Origin of the sequence: Pseudomonas nitroreducens, assembly GCF_010994165.1 — a bacterium.
Lineage (GTDB): Bacteria > Pseudomonadota > Gammaproteobacteria > Pseudomonadales > Pseudomonadaceae > Pseudomonas > Pseudomonas nitroreducens.
Genome location: NZ_WMBX01000003.1, coordinates 633,412 through 651,798, shown reverse-complemented (window position 1 = coordinate 651,798; position 18,387 = coordinate 633,412). Strand labels below are relative to the sequence as shown.

Below are 18,387 nucleotides of genomic sequence, written 5' to 3'. Positions count from 1 at the left end.
AGTGGCGGCGGAGGGCCCGCCGGATACCAGCAGACTGTAGATGTGAGTACGGGATAAGGCGACCCGACAGCGCTCGGAAGGCCGACGATCGTTCTTGCATCTGCGATGTATCTGCCGTGGATCAATGAGCCATGGCGGAGCGCTCCTGGAGCAACTGACGGGTGAATACCGCCGGCGGCACTGCTTCGGAGAACAGGAAGCCCTGGGCGCAATCACAGCGCAGCCGGCGCAGCAGCGCCAGCTCGTCGGGGTGTTCGACGCCCTCTGCGATCACCTCCAGCCCCAACTGCCGCCCGAGCTTGACGATGCTTTCCAGCGCCGCTGCCAGTCCGTCGTCATCCAGGCAACCATGGACCAGCGCGCGGTCGATCTTCAGCTCCGTGAACGGCGTCGAGACCAGATTGTACAGCGAGCTGTAGCCCTGGCCGAAATCATCCTGCGCCAGGCCGAAACCCTTCATGCGCAGGCGGCAGGTGCCGGCGTAGTAGTTGGCCGGGGTCGCCGTGCTGCTGCACTCGAGCAGCTCGAAGACGATGTGTGCCGGTACCCCGCCACGGGCGGCAACGAAGGCGGCGAGGCGATCGGGCAGCTCGGGATCGTCCAGCAGATGAGTGGGCAGATTCACCGCCACCGAGAGGTGAAAACCCTGCCGGCCCCAGTCGGCCTGCGCCTGCAACGCCTGTTCGAGCACCGTCCAGAGTAACGGCTCGTCGAGCCCCGCTGCGGTCAGTGCAGCCATGAAGCTGCCCGGCTGCAACACGCCATGGAGCGGATGCTCCCAGCGCACCAGCGCTTCCGCCGCGACGATGCGGCCATCGATCAACGAGGCCTTGGGCTGGAACCAGGCGCAGAACTGCCGTTGTGCCAGGGCCTGCTCCAGCTCGCCGCGGGTCGGCGCAGCGATCACCGGCGCACGGTGTTGCTCCGCGCGCACCTGCCGCGAGACGAGCTTCTCCAGCAGCCGGCGAATCACCGGCGCGCGGGCCGGCTTGGCGATCTGCTCGAGCACGGTGATGCCGTGGGCGCGGGCGACCATGCAGGCACTGCCCATCAGCGAACGCGACGCCGAGCTCATGATCGCCAGCAGCGGGGGATGTCTCAGCGCAGCGAGCCGCTGGATCAGTTGCACGCCATCAAGACCGGGCATCATCAGGTCGCTGACCACCAGATCGAAGCCCTCCTGCTCCAGCCAGCGCAGCGCCTCGGCGCCATCCTCCGCAGCGCGCAGCTCCACGACGCCCTGCTCGCGGAACAGGTTGAGCAGGTACTCGCGCTGGAAGGGTTGGTCTTCGACGATCAGGATTCGCTGATGTCGCATGGCGGCACCTCCGCGGGCAGGCTGGTGAGGCATTGGCGCAAGGTGCGCAGGTCCACCGGCTTGAGCAGGCAGAGGTTCATGCCAGCGGCGAGGCAACGTTCGTTCTCCTCGTGCATGGCGTTGGCAGTGGCGCCGATGATCGGCCCGCGATAGCCGCGCTGACGCAGCGCCCGGGCCAGCTCGTAACCATTGAGATGGGGCATGTTGACGTCGGTGAGCACCACATCGAAGGCATCCGGCTGCCAGCGCGTGAGCGCCTGCCGGCCGTCGACGGCGAGTTCCACCGTACAGCCGAGGGTTTCCAACTGATCACGCAGGATCAGTTGGTTGATCGGGTTGTCCTCCACCAGTAGCACGCGCAGGCCCAGGCCGATATCCGGCAGGGCTTCAGCCAGGCGCGCGGCCTCGCCGCCCAGGCAGCCCTGCGCCACCGCCAGGGCCCGGCGCAGCCCTTCGAAGTTGTAGCGGCCGACATGCCAGTCGCAGCCTTCCTGGCGCGGCTGCTCGCCGCCCAGGTCGGTCACCAGCACCCGGCAGCCCCGCCAGGTGGGCAGCGGCTTGCGGTCATGGGGATTGAAGCGCAGGTCCACCAGTACGCTGGAGGCTTCTTCCTCGACCGGCTGGTCGCAGGCCACCACCTGGGCCCGCGCGCCCCAGCGGGCAATCCAGCCACAGAGGCTTTCGGCCAGCTCGCGGGTCGGCGCATGCACCCACACCATCGAGTTGTGCAGCCGGGGTTCGCTGAAAAGCTGCCGGTCAACGCATTGCAGGGGCAGGCTGAGGGAAAAGCTGCTGCCCAGCCCGACGTCGCTGACGACCCGCAATTGCCCACCCATCAATTCGGTAAGCCGCTTGCAGATCGACAGGCCCAGGCCGGTACCACCGGCCACGCGGGCGTTGCCGGACACCTGGTAGAAGGCGTCGAAGAGGTGCGTCTGCTGGTCCTCCGGGATGCCGATGCCGGTATCGGCCACTTGCCAGTGCAGCGTGTCATGCCACCCCTCGCCCGGCTCCGAACGCACACGCAGGACGATGCGCCCGCTGTCGGTGAACTTCACCGCGTTGCTCAGCAGGTTGTTGAGGATCTGGCGGATGCGCGTCGCGTCGCCCAGCATTCTTTCCGGCATCTGCGGGTCGCAGCAGGCATAGATCTGCAGGCCCTTGGCGCGGGCGGCGGCGGCGTAGGACTGGACGCTGTCGAGGGTCAGCTCCAGCGGCGAGAACTCCACCGGTTCCAGGCCCAGCTGGCCGACTTCGATCTTCGAGACATCGAGCACATCGCTGATCAGTTGCAGCAAGGTCGAAGACGAGCGCTGGATGGCACGCAGGTAGCCGGACTGCTGGTGGTCCAGCGCCGTACGGCCGAGCAGTTCCAGGGTGCCGAGCACGCCGTAGAGCGGTGTGCGGATTTCGTGGCTCATGGTCGCCAGGAACAGCGTCTTGGCTTCGTTGGCAGTGTCGGACAGGTGCTTGGCTTCGGCCAGCGCAGCTTCGGTCTGCTTGCGCGCACTGATGTCGCTGAAGGCACAGCACAGCACCTCCTCGCCTTTGTAGCGAGTCGGCGTATAGCTCAGGTAAAGATGCCGTCCGGTGTGGGTTTCCACCTCCTCCGAACCGCCTTCCTCGCCACTGTTGAACCCCCGTTCCAGCCAGCCGTGACTCCAGTAACGGCGCTCATCCCCAGTGCCCAGCCACTGCTGGGCGAGGCGATTCTCCAGCACGACCTCGGCATCGTTGCGGCGCAGCACGCAGAGCGCGACAGGGGCGGTCTGGATCATCGCGCGGGAGAAGCTTTCGTTCTCCACCAGAGCATTGAGACGGTGCTGCGCCGGGCCGATCAGGCGACGGTTGATGCGCCGGCACATGGCCCAGATCAGCACCGAGCAGCCCAGCAGGAAAGCCAGCGAGCCGAACAGGCGCGGCCAGAGCGGCACCAGCAGGTCGGACAGGTTGAAGTAGTAGATCAGCGACCAGTCGGAACTGCCCAGGTGCTTGAGCAGCGCCAGATGGCTGGGAATCAGCCCGGGCCCGCTGAAGGCGAAGTTGTCTCCGACCCAGAGGTCGCTGAACTGCAGGCCGAGCTGCGGCGCCACGGCGCTACCGAGGATCGCCCGGTGATCGCGGTCCAGCAGCAGGAAGCGTCCGGCCTCGGGAACACCGAGCGCGGCGGCGAGATCGGCACCGAACAGTTCCAGCCCCAGCCAGCCGTTGTCGCTTTCGCTGGTCACGCGGGTGAACAGGTACTGCCGGGACTGCGGGTCGGTCGGATCGGCGAGCCAACGCACCTGCTGCTCCTCCTTCGGAGTACCGGGCTGGCCCAGCGCTTCCAGCACCGAAGGCGGCACCACGGCATTGAGCGCAGGCGCACCGTACAGGCGCGTGACGGCCCGCTCCGGGCCTGGCGAGACATAGATCAGGTTCAGCCGCTTGGCTTCCATCTCCGACAGATCGCGGCCGGACAGTGCCAGGCTCCAGTCAGAGCGCGGTTCGCCCAGCGTAACGAACACCTGCTCGTGAGGTGCCACCGGCACGTTCAGCTGGCGCCACTGGACCACGGGCTCGCGAGCCTTCCAGGTCACGCCCCGGCTGATGTGCTCCAGCAGCGACTCGCGCTGACCGAGGTAGTCCTGGGCCTCGTACATGGCTGCATTCATCTGCCGGCGCAGCTGCGAGACCTCGGTATTGAAGCTCGCCGCGAGGAACAGGCTGAGGGTGAAGAACAGGCAGGCGATCACCACCCAGGCCAGCAGACGAAGGAGCTTTCGGGCCGCCTTCGGGGTGGAAAAGGACGAATCCTGAGGACGAAGGAACTGCTTGAGTTTCATGGCCGCCAGCCTGGCGAAAAGCGGGCCACACGAACATCAGACAAATCTAAAAAGTGTGGAAACGCGGCTTGGCACCCAACCTTTCGGATTCAGGCATATGCCTGACATATGCCAAGCTATGAGCAACCGTTCAATGCTCTCTGATCTGGAGGCGCCCATGCCCACGACGACCGTTTCCTTGTTCCGCAACGGCAAGAATCAGGCAGTCCGAATCCCTCGGGATATGGAATTCAAGGGAGTAACGGAACTGGTGATGACTCGCGAAGGCGATACGCTCATCCTGCGTCCGTCGCGGCCCACCTGGAGCAGCCTCGCCGAGCTGGAACCTGTCGATGCCGATTTTCTGGGAGATCGGCCCGACGTGATTGCCCCCGGCCGGTTGGGCTTCGGCGATGACGAGGGTTGACCCGGTGGCCACGCCCGTCACCTATATGCTGGATACCAACATCTGCTCCTTCATCATGCGCCAGAACCCACCCCAGGTTTTGCAGCGTCTGCAAAAGGCCGCGGAGGCCGGCAACAGGCTGGTGATTTCGGCTATCACTCATGCGGAGCTTCGTTACGGCGCAGCGTCACCGAAAGCCCCGAAGGCGGTGGCAGCATGGATCGACGCATTGGTGCAACGCCTGGACGATGTGCTGCCCTGGGATATCGACGCGGTGGATAGCTCCGCGAAGCTCATGAGGCTCCTGCTCGACTCAGGAACGCCCATTGGGCCGAACGATACGGGCATTGCCGGCCATGCCTTGGCAACCGATTGCGTCATCGTGACCAACAACACCCGCGAATTTCGGCGAGTACCGGGGCTTGTCGTCGAAGACTGGTGCAACAGCGAACCGGCCTGACGGTACACCAGCCCAGTCCCCGGCACGCTTCATCCGGTCAAATGCCACTCAGTAACCCACTCGCCCGCTGTACTCGCCGCTCCGTGGCCGCCTCCAGCACCTGCCAGCCGCGCCCGGCGCTGGCCAGGGTGAACCATTGGCGCGCGCGGGTAATGCCGGTGTAGACCAGCTCGCGGGTGAGGATGGGGTTGAGGCTGTCGGGCAACAACAGCGCGGCGTGGGTGAACTCCGAACCCTGGGACTTGTGCACGGTCATGGCGAACACCGTTTCCACCGCCTGCAGGCGGCTCGGCAGGATCCAGCGGATGGCGTCGGTGCCATCGCCCGCCGGGAAAGCCACGCGTGCCACCCAGCGCACCGAACCATCGTCAGCCGTCTGCGGCAACGCCAGGGTGATGCCGATATCGCCATTCATCAGGCCCAGGCCGTAATCGTTGCGGGTGACCAGCACCGGGCGGCCGGCGAACCAGCCGTTCGCCATGGGAATCAACCCTTCGCGTTGCAGCAGCTCGCCGATCAGCGTGTTCAATCCTTCCACGCCCCAGGGTCCGCGACGCAAGGCGCAGAGCAACTGGAACTGGCCGTGGGCTCCGAGCACCTGCCTTGCCCAGGCATCCAGTGCGTCCTGAGTGGCGTTGTCCGCCGGGCGCGAGCCGCTGACCACGCGCAGGTAGTGGGCGTAGCCGACCGGGCCGAAAAGGTCACCGCCTCGCCCGCCGTCGATCACCAGATCGCGCAGGCTGCGGGTTTCCTGGGCATCCACGGCGATACGGGCGAGGTCTTCGTGCTGCGCTTTCCACACCTGGCGCAACGCCGGGATATCGCCGGCATTGACCGCTTCGGCCAACTGGCCGATGCCACTGTCGGCGCTGAAGCGATGACTGTGACGGAGCATGGCCACGGCCTGGTCGAGGTCGCTGCCGGCGCTGTCGATCAGCACGTCGTCGATGGCGTCGCCGGTCACGGCTTGCAGCCAGTCGCGGGTGGCCGGGCGGTAATGGCCCTCACGGGCGCGGCTGCACAACTCGCCCAGCACCGCGCCGGCTTCCACCGAGGCCAACTGGTCCTTGTCGCCCAGCAGGATCAATCGTGCGCGCGGCGGCAGAGCGGCAAGCAGCGAGGCCATCATTTCCAGGTCGACCATCGACGCTTCGTCCACCACCAGCAGCTCCAGCGCCAGCGGGTTGCCGGCGTGGTGGCGGAACTGGCGGCTGTCCGGGCGGCTGCCGAGCAGGCGATGCAGCGTGGTGACTTCGGTGGGGATCGCCTCACGCGCCGCTTCGCCATTGGCCAGGCCGGAGAGGTCGAGGCGCTGCACGGCGCCAGCGATGGATTCGTTCAGGCGCGCAGCGGCCTTGCCGGTGGGCGCGGCGAGGCGAATGCGCAGCGCTCTTCCGCCCTCCCCCAGCGCCAGGCTTTGCAGCAGGGCGAGCAGCTTCACCACGGTGGTCGTCTTGCCGGTGCCGGGGCCGCCGGTGACGATGCCGAAGGCGTTGCCGGCAACCAGTGCGCAGGCGAGTTTCTGCCAGTCCGCCCCCTGGCTCGTCTGAACATTGCCGGGCTTCTTCGGGAACAACGCATCCAGCGCCCGGCGCAGCTGGGCGGCGGGCAAGGCGGCCCGCAGCGCCTCACCCTGCTTCAGGCGCTGGTCGATGCCGGCGCGTACGTCCCGTTCGTACTGCCAGTAGCGGCGCAGATACAAGCGGCGCCCGGACAACACCAGCGGCGTCTCGCCCGGCCCGTCACCGACCAGGCGCGGATCGTTCAGCACGGCGCGCCAGCCATCGAGACTGAAGCCATCGAGCAGCACACCGGGCAGCTCCGGCGCGTCCTTGGCGGAGTCGCCCTCGGGCGGCAGCGACAGGGCGAAGCGGCTGTCGGCCAGGGTCGCATCCAGGTCGAGGCAGACGTGCCCACGGCCGAGCTGGTGGCTGGCCAGGGCGGCGGCGAGAATCAGCAGCGGGTGGGCATCCGGCGCGCGCTCGACGAGGAAGGTCGCGAAGGCACGGTCCAGCTCGCGCAGCCAGCCGCGCTCAGCCCAGCGGCCGATCAGTTCGAGCATTTCAGTGGTGCTCTTCATGCCGGCACCTCCGCGCGGAACAGGCGGTCCAGCTCATCCATCAGCGCCTTCGGCGGGCGTTCCAGGTACATGCCCTGGGTCGCCGAGGAACTGCCGCGCAGGAACAGGTACATCGCGCCTCCGATGTGGCGGTCGTAGTCGTAGTCGGGCAGGCGCGCCTGCAGCAGCCGGTGCAGGGCGAACAGGTAGAGCGCGTACTGCAGGTCGTAACGGTGCTCCAGCAAGGCTTCGCGCAACGCCTCCTGCGTGTAGGCCTCATCGTCGGCGCCCAGCCAGTTGGATTTGTAGTCGGCCACGTAGTAGCGGCCTTCGTGTTCGAACACCAGGTCGATGAAGCCCTTGAGCATGCCGTTAAGCAGGTTCGCCTGCAGCGTCGGCCGCGCCACGCCGCCCAGGGTATGGCGGATCACGGCGGCATCCAGGCGCTGGCTGTCGACGTTGCGGGTGGCGAACCAGAACTCCATTTCCTTCTGGAACGTCACCAGGCCGGCGAGGCTGACCGGCGTCGCATCGGGCACGCGGAAAGCCGTGCGCAGGTATTGCCCGAGCCAGCCGGTGAGCGGTCCGATCCACTCCTCCCAGCCGCGCAGGGCGCAGCGCCGGGCGATCTGGTCACGCAGCTGTTCTTCATCGACGTCGAAGTTTTCGTCGGCGGCCCATTCCAGCAGGCCATGGAGGAAGCTGCCGGGGTTCGCGCCGCGGGGGAAGGCGTGCAGGCTGAAAGGTGCCGGGACGACTTCCACCTCGCGCAGGTCTTCCAGGCTGCTTTCGCGCAACAGGTCTTCACTGGCGCTGATCGGCTCATCGGCAGCCGGCGCGGGAGCGATGTCGCTGTCGTCCTCGGTGGCCAGCGTCGCCAGGGCGGAGTAGCTGGCGATCCACCATTTCTCCGCCACCCGGCGGCGCGGCTCACGGGCAGCGCCCAGCTCACCGGCCTGTGCGCCGACGAAGAGTTCCGTGCCGATCTCCGGCGCCGGCTCCAGCGCGATCTCCAGCGCTCCTGCCTGCAAATCGCCCAGACGCGTGGTCACCTCCTCGACGCTCAGCGCGTTGCCGCCACCGAGCAGGTAACCCATGGCGCCCTTGTGCAGCTCCGGGCTCTTGCTGTTGCTCATCACCAGCGGCGCCATACCCAGCCACACGGCGTGGCGTGCGCGGGTCAGTGCCACGTAGAGCAGGCGCATGTCCTCGCTCAGGCGCTCGTCGTTGGCCTGCTGGAAGGCCGCCTTGGCCTGCTCCTTGTCGCGGGACAACTCGACGACCCGCGATTCGCCGGACTGGAAGCTCGGCGGCGTGCCGCTCTTGCCGTCCAGCTCGCGCCAGGTGCAGATGAAGGGCAGCAGCACCAGCGGGTATTCCAGGCCCTTGGACTTGTGGATGGTCACCACCTTGATCAGGTCGGCGTCGCTTTCCAGGCGCAGGATTTCTTCGCTCGTCGGGCTCTCCAGCTGTTCGGCGAGCACCCGCAGCAGCGCATGTTCACCGTCCACTTCCACGGCCTCGCGCTGCAGCCATTCGGCCAGGTGCAGCAGGTTGGTCAGGCTGCGCTCGCCATCGGTCTCGCGCAGCAGTCGCGCCGGCAGGGCGAAGTCGGCGAGCAGGCGGCGCAGCATCGGCAGCACGCCCTGCTGTTGCCAGAGCAGGCGATAGTCACGGAAGCGCAGCACCATGGCTTCCCAGAAGCGCTCGTCCTGGTTCAGCCGCTCCAGGGTCGCCCAGTCCAGCGCCAGGCTGCGGGTGGCCAGGGCGATGCGCAGGGCGCCATCGTCGCCGGGGTCAGCGCAGGCGCGCAGCCAGTGCAGCAGGTCGACGGCCTCGGGGCTGTCGAACACCGAGTCACGGTCGGACAGGTAGACGCTGGCGAGCCGGCGCCTGGCCAGTTCGCCGCGGATGGCCTCGGCCTCGCTGCGGCCGCGCACGAGGATGGCGATGTCCGCCGGGCGCAGCGCGCGCCATTGCCCCTCGGCATCGCGGAAGCCGCTCTGTGCGGAGCTCAGCCAGCGCTGGATGGCGCTGGCGCTGCGCGCGGCCATCTCCTGGCGATACAGCGTGGAGCCACAGACCTGGCCGTCGTTGTCCAATTGCCAGAAGGTCATGGCCGATGCTTCGGCGCCTTCGAGCAACAGCGTCTCGTCACGCCCGCGCGCGCCGACTTCGAGGAAGGGCACGGGGTTCTCCTGCCCTTCCACCGCGAAGCGGAACGCCGCGCGCGGATGACTTTCGGCGAAGAGGAAACAGCGGTTGGCTGCATTGACCATCGCCAACGTGGAGCGATAGTTGGTGCCCAGCGTGTAGTGGCGCCCGGCGGTGGCGGCGCGGGCGCGCAGATAGGTGTGGATGTCGGCGCCACGGAAGGCATAGATCGCCTGTTTGGGGTCGCCGATCATGAACAGACCGAGGCTCCGAGGGTTCTCGGCGATGCGGTAGACGCGCTCGAAGATGCGGTACTGCAGCGGGTCGGTGTCCTGGAATTCGTCGATCAGCGCCACCGGGAACTGCTCGCGGATACGCTCGGCCAGGCGCTCGCCGCCACTGCCGGCGAGGGCACGGTCGAGGCGAACCAGCAGGTCGTCGAAGCCCAGCTCGGCGCGTTTCTGCTTTTCCGCTTCGAGGTTCTGCCGTACTTCATTCAGCGCATGCAGCAGCAGTTGCGGGGCGATCTCCGGGCGTTGCTCGGCGCGCTCGACCCAGGCGTCGATGGCCAGCAACGCAGGGTGTTCCGGCACCAAGGCCTTGGCCTTCACCTTGATCCGCGTCTGGCCGAACTTGGCCAGATTGTCCGGCGCATCGGCGCCCTCGCTCCAGGCATCGAGCGCTTCGATCCAGCCGGCAAAGACGCTGTCGTCATCCTTGCCGCGATAACTGTTGCCGTTGAGGTCGCCACGCAGGTTGCGCAGCAGCTCGGCGACGCCGGCGCGGTCCGCCGCCCAGGCTTCGCGGGCGCGTGTCTCGGCGGCATCGAGTTCGTCGTAGAACTGACCAGTGGTCTCCAGCAGCTCGCTGAGGGAGGCCGGGGCGGTCAGCGGTTGATCGGCATAGCGGAACCCGGCTTCCTGCGCCGCCAGCAGCGGTTGCAGGGCGCGGGCCAGCGCTTCGGGGCCGGCGTAGCAATGGCGTACGGCGTTGGCCGCCGCCACATCCAGCGGGTAGAAGTTGCGCCGCCAGTAGTCACGCACCGCTTCGGCGAGCAGTTCGCTCTGGTCGGCAGCGAGGTCCTGGGTGAACAGGCTGCCGCTGTCGAAGGCGTGCTCGCGCAGCATGCGGTAGCACCAGCTGTGGATGGTCGAGACAGCAGCCTCATCCATCCATTCGGCAGCCAGGCGCAGCAGGCGTGCGCAGCCGGGCCAGCGCTCGGGCGCATAGCTGTCGCGCAGCTTCACCAGCAGGCCGTCGTGCTTCTGCTCGGGCTCGGCGAAGCAGCGCGCGGCCTCGCCCAGGCGCGCGCGGATGCGTTCGCGCAATTCCTGGGTCGCGGCTTCGGTGAAGGTCACCACAAGGATTTCCGGTGGGCTCAATGGTCGGCCAAAGGCAGCCTGTTCGCCACCATGGTCGAGGACCAGGCGCACGTAGAGCAGCGCAATGGTGAAGGTCTTGCCGGTGCCGGCGCTGGCCTCGATCAGCCGGCTGCCATGCAGCGGGAATTCGAGAGGGTTGAGCTCGACTGCGCTCATGCTTGCGCCTCCTTGCGCTGCAGAATCGCGAACAGCGGCCCGTACAAGGCTTCGGCCCAGGCGGCGAATTCCTCGCTCGCATTGAGCGTGGCGAAATCCGGGTAGACCCGCGCCAGCGCTGCCGACGAAGCAGCCTCGCCACTCAGGTTGAAGCCGCCGTCATAGCGTTTGGCGGCTTCGCGGGCGGCACGTTCCTCATCTTCTCCGGCGGCCAGCCAGGCGAAGGCGGCCTTGCACGCCACCGGCAGCGGGCGACTCATGCCCTGGAACCACGCGTCCAGCAGCGCGTCCAGCTCGGCGCGCGCTTCCTGCGCCGGCAGCGGCGGGAACTCCAGGGTGCCGGTCAGGCCGACCAGCACGCTGGTCACCGGCTCGCCGCACAGCTGCAGCGCGAGATGGCGTACCCAGGGACGCACCAGCCCGTGCCATTTGTAACCTTTGCCCTCGTGAAGCTTGCCGCTGACCAGTTGCAGGCTGGCGAGCTGGCCATCGGCGTTGCGGCGCAGGCCACCGAGCCAGTCGGCCAGTTCGATGCCGGCATGCTCGTGGTTGAGTTCGCGCTGCTCCTCTTCCACCTGCGACCAGTGCTCCAGCTGTTCGCGGTAGCGGGCCAGCAGGTCATGCAGCGGCGCCACCAGCGCCTGGGCGGAGAAGTCGCCGAAGGCTGCCAGCGGCAGCCGTCCCTCGCGGCGCAGGCGTTCGACCTGGCCGGTGAGTTGCACGGCCAGTTGATCGGCCTGCCAGTGCTGCTCGACCCACGGGCGCAGGCGCTCGCAGAGTTCGAATTGCAGCTGCCAGACGTCCAGCCCGTTCAGCTCGAAGGGCTCTTCGTCCTGGCCGGTCAGTTGCTCCTCGGCAAAGCGCACCTTGAGGCGCTGCAGGAAGAAGGCGCCGACCGGGTTGGCGAGGAAATCGGCAAGCACACGCAAGCCGATGGGCGCATCCAGCGCGAGCGGCGGCAGCGGCGCTGCATCGGTTTCGCCGTGGTGTTCGCGGTGCACGTCACGCCACTCGCGGGCGTAGGTGTAGAGGCCATCGACACCGTGCGCGGATGGCGCATCGAAATAGGCGCGGCTGAAAGGCTGCAGTGGATGCTCCAGGGTCAGGCCGTGCAGCAGGTCGCCGCCCTCGGCGTTGTGCCAGCCCGCGGCGAGGTGGTCGCGCAACTGGCCGACCAGCACCGACGGCGGCCGTTCGCTGTTGTCACGGATGCTTCGGCCGACCCAGCTGACGTAGAGCTGGCGGCGTGCCGAGAGCAGCGCTTCGAGCAGCAGGTAACGGTCGTCCTCGCGGCGCGAGCGGTCGCCGGGGCGGTAGTCGTTGCGCATCAGGTCGAAATCCAGCGGCGACTGCGGGCGCGGGTAGTCGCCGTCGTTCATGCCGAGCAGGCAGACCAGTTGGAAGGGAATCGCGCGCATCGGCATCAGGGTGCAGAAGCTCACCGCGCCGGCGAGGAAGCGCTGGTTCAGGCCGCCTGCGTCCAGGCCACCGAGCCAGGCCTCGCGCACCACCGAAAGCGGCAGCGGATCGTTGAAGCCGGCGTGGCCGCAGGTTTCCAGCCAGCCCTCCAGCAGTTGCAGGAGTTGCTGGCGCAGCAGTTCATCGTGGTCATCGGTGACCTGGAAGAAGTCTTCCAGCAGGGTGCGCAGGCGCTGTACCCAGATAGTGGGGGCCGCTTCCTCGGCGAGCAGGTCGCAGGCCCCTTCCAGCGCGCCGAGCAACCCGGCCAAGGGACCGAGCGCGGCGGCGTCGAGCCCGCCGATTTCCGCGTAGGGCTGGATGCCCTGGAAGGCCTCGCCCTCGCCCACCGCAAAGCCCAGCAGCATGCGCCGCAGGCCGAAGCGCCAGCTGTTGGCCTCGGCGGCGGAGGGCAGGCCAAGGCGTTCGCGCTGCTGGCCGTCGAGGCCCCAGCGCACCCCGGCGCCGTCGATCCAGCGGCGCAGCAGCGGCAGGTCGGCGTCGGCCAGGCCGAAGCGCGCGCGCACGGCGGCGACGTCCAGCAGGTCGAGGATTTCACTCACGGCAAAGCGGCTGTCGGGCAACCGCAGCAGATGTTCCAGCGCCACCAGCAGCGGCTCGCGGCCGCGCTGGCCCTGGTCGGCTAGGGTGTAGGGGATGAAGCGCCTGTCGTCGCGCGGCAACTGGCCGAACACCGCTTCGATGTGCGGTGCGTAGGGGTTGATGTCCGGGACCATGACGATCACGTCGCGCGGGCGCAATGTCGGATCGGCGTCGAAGCGGGCGAGCAGTTGGTCGTGGAGGATTTCCACTTCGCGCTGGGCGCTGTGGGCGACGTGGAAGCGCACGGAATCGTCGGCCTGCGGATCGACCGCCGGCCAGTGTTCGCGGGTCTCGTTGATCGGCCGCAGTTCGAGGATGTCGTCCTGCAGCTGGCCGAGCAGGTTCGTCGGCTCGACCTCGCTGAACAGGTCGATACGCCCATTGCTCACCGCGCCCAGGCGCGCGCGGTAGGTTTCCGGATCGTCGTACTGGTCGAGCAGGTTGATGTAGTCGCGCCCCTGCTTGCCCCAGGCGGCCAGCAACGGCTGGGCGTACTGGTGCTGCTGGTCGTCGGAGAGCAGTTCCGGGGTGCCGGCGCGGCGGCGCTGGCGGCGGTATTCGTGGCGCAGCAGGTCCTTGTCGGCGACGATATCGGCCCAGTGGTGGCGGCAGGGGTTGTGCACGCAGAGCAGTACCTGGGCGTGGCGCGCCAGCACGGCAAGCGCCTCGACGGTCTGCGCGGGCATCGCGGAGATACCGAACACCACCACGCGGCGCGGCAATCCCGGCAGCGGGTTCTCGGCGGACTTGAGCTTCTGGATGAAGCGGCCATGCACGCCGGCACGGCTGGTAGCCAGGCCCTCGGCGCCGACGTCGTCGAGCAGCGCGCGCCACAGGGCGGCCTGCCAGCGGTTGTCAGCGTCCAGTTCCTTCACGGTACCGTTGGCCAGGCGCAGCTGGTCGACGCCGCGGCTCCAGTCCTCCAGCCAGTCGGCGCGGTACACCTGGTACTGGTCGAACAGGTCGGCCAGGCGCTCGGCCAACTGGTGGCGCTTGCGCAGGTCGGCATCGTCGGCGAGGAAACGCTGCAGGGTGGCGAACTCGCCCTGCTCCAGCAGGGTCGGCAGCAGGCGCATCAGGCGCCAGGTCAGCGGGCCCTTGTCGAGTACCGAGACTTCGGGGATTTCGTCGCGGCCCAGCGCACCGCGATAGGCGCGCCAGAGGAACTGCGCCGGCAGTTGCACGTCGAGCGCGGCGGTGACGCCACAACCGCCCTCCTCCACGTCACGCCCCAGCGCCAGCTTCAGCCACTGGGCGATGCCGTTGCTCTGCACCAGGATGACTTCGTTCTCCAGCGGCGCCAGCGGATGCAGGCTCATCCACTGCACCAGCAGGTCGCGCAGCGCTTCCGGATGGTTGCCGTGGATCACCATCAGGCCGGGGGTCAGTCGCTGCTCGCTCATCGGATCTCCTGGGTCGGGCGGGCACTTCGCATACGCCGCATGGGATGAGCGGCATTTGACCAAAAAGTCCGGCTGCGAGCAGCCTTTTTCCCATTCCTGCCGGCGGAATCTCCGCCGCATGGAAAGAGCCGACGCGGAACCTGACAAAGGCCTGCAGGCTCTCGGCAACCTCCCACATTTACGAAACTGACTGCATGACAGCCCGTCCGTGCGGCCAGCGGCTATGCTCATCCCACGGCCGTTCCAGGCCCGCCATGGAGGAAAAAATGGGCAAGAAGAGCAAAGCGAAGAACCCGGCTCCCGAACAGGCCGGGAAGATGAAGAACAAGGATTACGAAGAGCACCTGCGCAAGCTGTCGGTGGAGCTGGTCAAGCTGCAGCAATGGGTGGTGCAGAAGGGCCTGAAGGTCTGCATCATCTTCGAGGGCCGCGATGGCGCCGGCAAAGGCGGCACCATCAAGGCGCTCACCGAGCGCGTCAGCCCGCGGGTGTTCCGCGTGGTGGCGCTGCCCACGCCCACCGAAAGGGAGAAATCCCAGCTCTACGCCCAGCGCTACATCCGCCACCTGCCGTCGGCCGGTGAAGTGGTGATCTTCGACCGCAGCTGGTACAACCGCGCCGGCGTCGAGCGGGTGATGGGCTTCTGCACTGAAGAACAGGCGGACAAGTTCCTGGCCGTGACCCCGCTGTTCGAGCGCATGCTCACCGAGTCGGGGATCATCCTGCTGAAGTTCTGGCTGGAGGTCAGCCCCGAGGAGCAGGAGCGCCGCCTCAAGGACCGCATCACCGACGGTCGCAAGATCTGGAAGCTCTCGCCCATGGACGTGAAGTCCTTCACCCGCTGGGACGAATACACCCGCGCCCGCGACCTGATGTTCGCCGCCACCGACTCGCCCTGGGCGCCCTGGATCGTGGCCCCTTCCGAGGACAAGAAGCGCGTGCGCCTGAACGTCATCAGCCACGTCCTCAAGCACGTGCCATACAAGGAAATCCCGCGTGAGGAAGTGAAGCTGCCCAAGCGCGGCAAGATCGGCAAGTACAAGAGCCCCGACTATCCGATCCACTACATCGAAGAGAAATTCTGAGGCCAACCGGAGTCGGCACACGCCGGCCCCGGATCATCTGTCCACGGAAGCTGCAGTTGCTCGGGAGCGGTTCACGCAATGCTTTGGAGATAGGCCTCCACTTCGCCGGAAAGCCACCCGGCGAATGCCGCCACCTTGGCCCGGGCCGCGTCGCGCTCGGGCCACACCAGCCAGTAGGGAAAGCCGTAGGGCACGCGCAGATCGCTCAGCGCCACCAGTTCGCCACTTTCCAGCGCAGCGGCCACCAGGCTGCGACGCTCGAGGCCGATGCCCTGGCCCATGCGTACTGCCTCGATGCTCAGGTTGGAATCGTTCACCACGAACTCCGCAGGCTGCTGGGGCACTGCCACTCCCGCCGCCTGGCACCAGCCCAGCCAGGACTCGAACCCCGTGACGCGCGGGCAACGAAGAATCGCTTCCGGCGTTGTCGGCAGGTGCCCTCCGTTGAAGTCCGGCGAAGCGACGAGCACCACTTCGTCCTCGAACAGGCGCTGCCGTGCCAGCCCCTCCCAGTGTCCCTGGCCGATGCGAATGGCCACATCGGCCAATCCCTGGCGCAGGTCCATCACTTCCAGACTGGCCAGCAGGCGCAGGCGGTACTGTGGATAAGCCGCACGGAATCCGGGCAAACGTGGCAACAGCCATTTCTGGCCGAAGGACGGCGTGAGCGCCACCACCAGCTCGTCCTCCCCCGGGCGGGCCTTCGCCAGACGAGTGGCCTCGGCGATATCGCGCAGCGCGCCGCGAATCTGCAGGGCATACAGACGGCCCTCTTCGCTCAACCGCAGCCCCCGGCCTTCGCGCTGCAGCAGGGTGATGCCCAACAGGCCCTCCAGTTGACGCACCTGCTGGCTGATGGCCGAGTGGGTGACGTGCAGCTCACCGGCGGCGAGGGTCACGCTGCCAAGCCTGGCGACGGCTTCGAAGCTGCGCAGGGCGGAAAGCGGTGGAAATGCGCTCATGTAAGTTTCCCTAACTTAATCGGTCACTAATCGTCGCTATTACCCAGGGGTCAAAGCCGCTAGATTCATGGCCATTACGCGGATGACCGCGTCAGCCACCATGCAATTTCCACTAACAGGATGTACCCATGCAACAGAAGCTTCCGCACCTGATCGGCATGCTCGATTCGCCCTATGTGCGCCGTGTCGCCATTACCCTGCGCCTGCTCGGCATCGAGTTCAGCCACCAGTCGCTGTCGGTATTCCGCACCTACGAGGAATTCCGCGGCATCAACCCGGTAGTCAAGGCACCGACCCTGGTACTGGGCGATGGCCAGGTGCTGATGGACTCGACCCTGATCATCGACTGCCTCGAACATCTGGCCGGCCGCAGCCTGATGCCAGCCGAACCGGCCGCACGGGTGCGCGCCACGCGTCTGCTGGGCCTCGCGCTGGCGGTCATGGAGAAGGCGGTGCAGCGCTACTACGAGCAACAGCGGCCGGATGACAAGCAGCTGGCCAGTTGGCAGGAGCGGGTCGACCAGCAACTGCATGCCGCCCTGGCACAACTGGAGAGCGAACTGCGCGAAATGTCGCTGGACGCCGCCGCGCCGCTGGACCAGGCCGGCCTGAGCATCGCGGTGGCCTGGACTTTCGTGCAGCTGCTGCACTCGGAAGACATCCCGGCGGATAGCTATCCGGCGGTGGGCGACTGGGCGCAGCAGGCCGAGGCGCTGGAAGTGTTCAAGGCCTTCCCGCCGGTGTGATCTTTCACCGAGCGCAGGAGCGCGCTCCGTCCGCGAGCGGCTGAACCCCACGCCAGGCCCATTGACGGAGCGACCGGCAAGACATCGCCAACAGAGCCCGCTCCTCCCCCCTGAGACCTAGTCCTTCGGCAGTTCCTCGTGCTGTTGGCGAGTGAAGCGCAGCAGCACGAAGCAGATGACGAAGCCGCAGAGCGCCAGCCCGGCGGCGACAAGGAAGATCGACGCATAGCCATGACGGGCAGCGACCAACCCCATCAATGGGCCGGCGACGCCCATCGCCAGGTCGAAGAACAGTGCGTAGGCGCCCAGCCCCGCGCTGCGGCTGCTGGCCGGGATGCGCAGCACCGCCTCCACACCCAGTGACGGATAGACCAGCGACAGGCCACAGCCGGTCAGCGCCGCGCCCAGCAGCGCGAAGCCCGGCCCCGGCGCCTGCCAGAGCAGCAGCAGGCCGAAAACTTCCACACCCAGGCAGACCACCGCGACGGCAAAGCCGCCGAAGCGATTGACCATGCCCGAGAAGACCAGCCGCGCGCCGACGAAGCAGACGCCAAAGGCAGTCAGGCACCAGGCCGGATTGGCCCAGCCCTGGCTGCCGTAATAAAGGGTGATGAAGGTCGCCAGGGTGCCGAAGCCGATGGAGCCAAGCATCACGCACATCCCGTAGGGCAGCACGCGCCCCAGCACCGCGTGGAAGGCCATGCGCGCACCGGAAATGGTCGGCACTTCCGCGCGGTTTCGGGCCGCCAGCCAGCCCAGCGCGGTCAGCACCAGGACACTCACACCCAGGCTCCACAGCCCCAGCGAGGCCGACATGGTCACCCCCAGCGGAGCACCGATGGCAATGCCGCCGTAGCTGACGATGCCGTTCCAGGAAATCACCTTGGCGGTGTTCTGCGTCCCCACCAGGGCAATGCCCCAGCTTGCCGTGCCGATCCCCAGCAGTCCCTGCGCCAGGCCGAACAGCAGACGGCTGCCGAGCAGCAGCGTCAGGCTCAGCCAGTTCACCGATTCGAGGCTGGTGGAAGCCAGCACCAGGGCTCCGCCGATGCCCAGCACACCCAGGCCATAGAGCACGGCGCGCTTGGCGCCGTGGGTGTCCGCGATGTGGCCCGCCAACGGCCGGGATACCAGGGTGGCAATGTACTGCAGGCCGATGACCGCGCCGGCGATCACCGTCGAGTAGCCCAGGCCTTCATGGACGAAACCGGGCAGCACCGGCAGCAGCAGTCCGATGCTCAGGAACAGGACGAAGGTGAAGACGACGGTCGCGAGGATGCGCAGGGTGACGGAGGCGGTTCGCTGCTCGGACGAGCTCATGGACGGGCCTGACGGTGGGTGGCGGAGCGTGTGCGGGGACGATTGAAAGCAGGCTATCTATTTCCGCCCCG

11 protein-coding genes are annotated in these 18,387 nt (G+C 67.3%); 4 read left to right on the top strand and 7 right to left on the bottom strand.

Annotated features, from left to right (window positions below; genetic code table 11):
• Window positions 1-121 precede the first annotated feature (121 nt).
• Together pvrR and GJV37_RS16325 are read right to left on the bottom strand one after the other, a co-directional pair.
• Window positions 122-1,318 (bottom strand): response regulator cyclic di-GMP phosphodiesterase PvrR, encoded by a 1,197-nt coding sequence (gene pvrR, locus GJV37_RS16330; RefSeq protein ID WP_024767535.1) that lies wholly within the window; start codon window positions 1,316-1,318, stop codon window positions 122-124.
• Window positions 1,297-4,143, bottom strand: coding sequence for an ATP-binding protein (locus GJV37_RS16325; protein WP_065086150.1), 2,847 nt, complete (start codon window positions 4,141-4,143; stop codon window positions 1,297-1,299). Before GJV37_RS16325 ends, pvrR begins: the two co-directional genes overlap by 22 nt.
• A gap of 157 nt (window positions 4,144-4,300) precedes the next feature.
• Here GJV37_RS16325 and vapB point away from each other — a divergent pair, with 157 nt between their 5' ends.
• Together vapB and GJV37_RS16315 are read left to right on the top strand one after the other, a co-directional pair.
• Complete coding sequence (vapB, locus tag GJV37_RS16320; protein WP_084358344.1) at window positions 4,301-4,549, top strand: type II toxin-antitoxin system VapB family antitoxin; 249 nt, start codon at window positions 4,301-4,303, stop codon at window positions 4,547-4,549.
• A gap of 4 nt (window positions 4,550-4,553) precedes the next feature.
• On the top strand, window positions 4,554-4,988 hold the full coding sequence (locus GJV37_RS16315) for a type II toxin-antitoxin system VapC family toxin (protein ID WP_246228357.1): 435 nt from the start codon (window positions 4,554-4,556) through the stop codon (window positions 4,986-4,988).
• A 37-nt stretch (window positions 4,989-5,025) separates the two neighbouring features.
• Here GJV37_RS16315 and recD read toward each other — a convergent pair whose 3' ends face one another.
• Genes recD through recC form a run of 3 tightly spaced genes read right to left on the bottom strand, consistent with a single transcriptional unit; the run spans window position 5,026 to window position 14,203 of the window.
• Window positions 5,026-7,068, bottom strand: a complete 2,043-nt coding sequence (gene recD / locus GJV37_RS16310; protein WP_193452735.1) for an exodeoxyribonuclease V subunit alpha — start codon at window positions 7,066-7,068, stop codon at window positions 5,026-5,028.
• The gene (recB, locus tag GJV37_RS16305; RefSeq protein ID WP_193452734.1) at window positions 7,065-10,739 is read right to left on the bottom strand and encodes an exodeoxyribonuclease V subunit beta; all 3,675 of its coding nucleotides are present in this window, start codon (window positions 10,737-10,739) and stop codon (window positions 7,065-7,067) included. Before recB ends, recD begins: the two co-directional genes overlap by 4 nt.
• The gene (recC, locus tag GJV37_RS16300) at window positions 10,736-14,203 is read right to left on the bottom strand and encodes an exodeoxyribonuclease V subunit gamma (RefSeq protein WP_193452733.1); all 3,468 of its coding nucleotides are present in this window, start codon (window positions 14,201-14,203) and stop codon (window positions 10,736-10,738) included. The genes recB and recC overlap by 4 nt, the downstream gene beginning before the upstream one ends.
• A 266-nt stretch (window positions 14,204-14,469) precedes the next feature.
• Here recC and ppk2 point away from each other — a divergent pair, with 266 nt between their 5' ends.
• The gene (gene ppk2, locus GJV37_RS16295) at window positions 14,470-15,288 is read left to right on the top strand and encodes a polyphosphate kinase 2 (RefSeq protein ID WP_024764120.1); all 819 of its coding nucleotides are present in this window, start codon (window positions 14,470-14,472) and stop codon (window positions 15,286-15,288) included.
• A gap of 71 nt (window positions 15,289-15,359) precedes the next feature.
• Here ppk2 and GJV37_RS16290 read toward each other — a convergent pair whose 3' ends face one another.
• The gene (locus tag GJV37_RS16290; RefSeq protein ID WP_169888132.1) at window positions 15,360-16,250 is read right to left on the bottom strand and encodes a LysR substrate-binding domain-containing protein; all 891 of its coding nucleotides are present in this window, start codon (window positions 16,248-16,250) and stop codon (window positions 15,360-15,362) included.
• Between the two features lie 128 nt (window positions 16,251-16,378).
• On the opposite strand from GJV37_RS16290, the gene GJV37_RS16285 reads away from it, so the two are divergent.
• Window positions 16,379-16,996, top strand: a complete 618-nt coding sequence (locus GJV37_RS16285) for a glutathione S-transferase family protein (protein WP_084358300.1) — start codon at window positions 16,379-16,381, stop codon at window positions 16,994-16,996.
• 117 nt (window positions 16,997-17,113) lie between these two features.
• On the opposite strand, the gene GJV37_RS16280 is transcribed toward GJV37_RS16285, so the two are convergent.
• Window positions 17,114-18,316 carry an MFS transporter gene (locus GJV37_RS16280; protein ID WP_084358299.1) on the bottom strand — a complete coding sequence of 401 codons (1,203 nt, stop codon included), beginning with the start codon at window positions 18,314-18,316 and terminating at the stop codon, window positions 17,114-17,116.
• Window positions 18,317-18,387 lie beyond the last annotated feature (71 nt).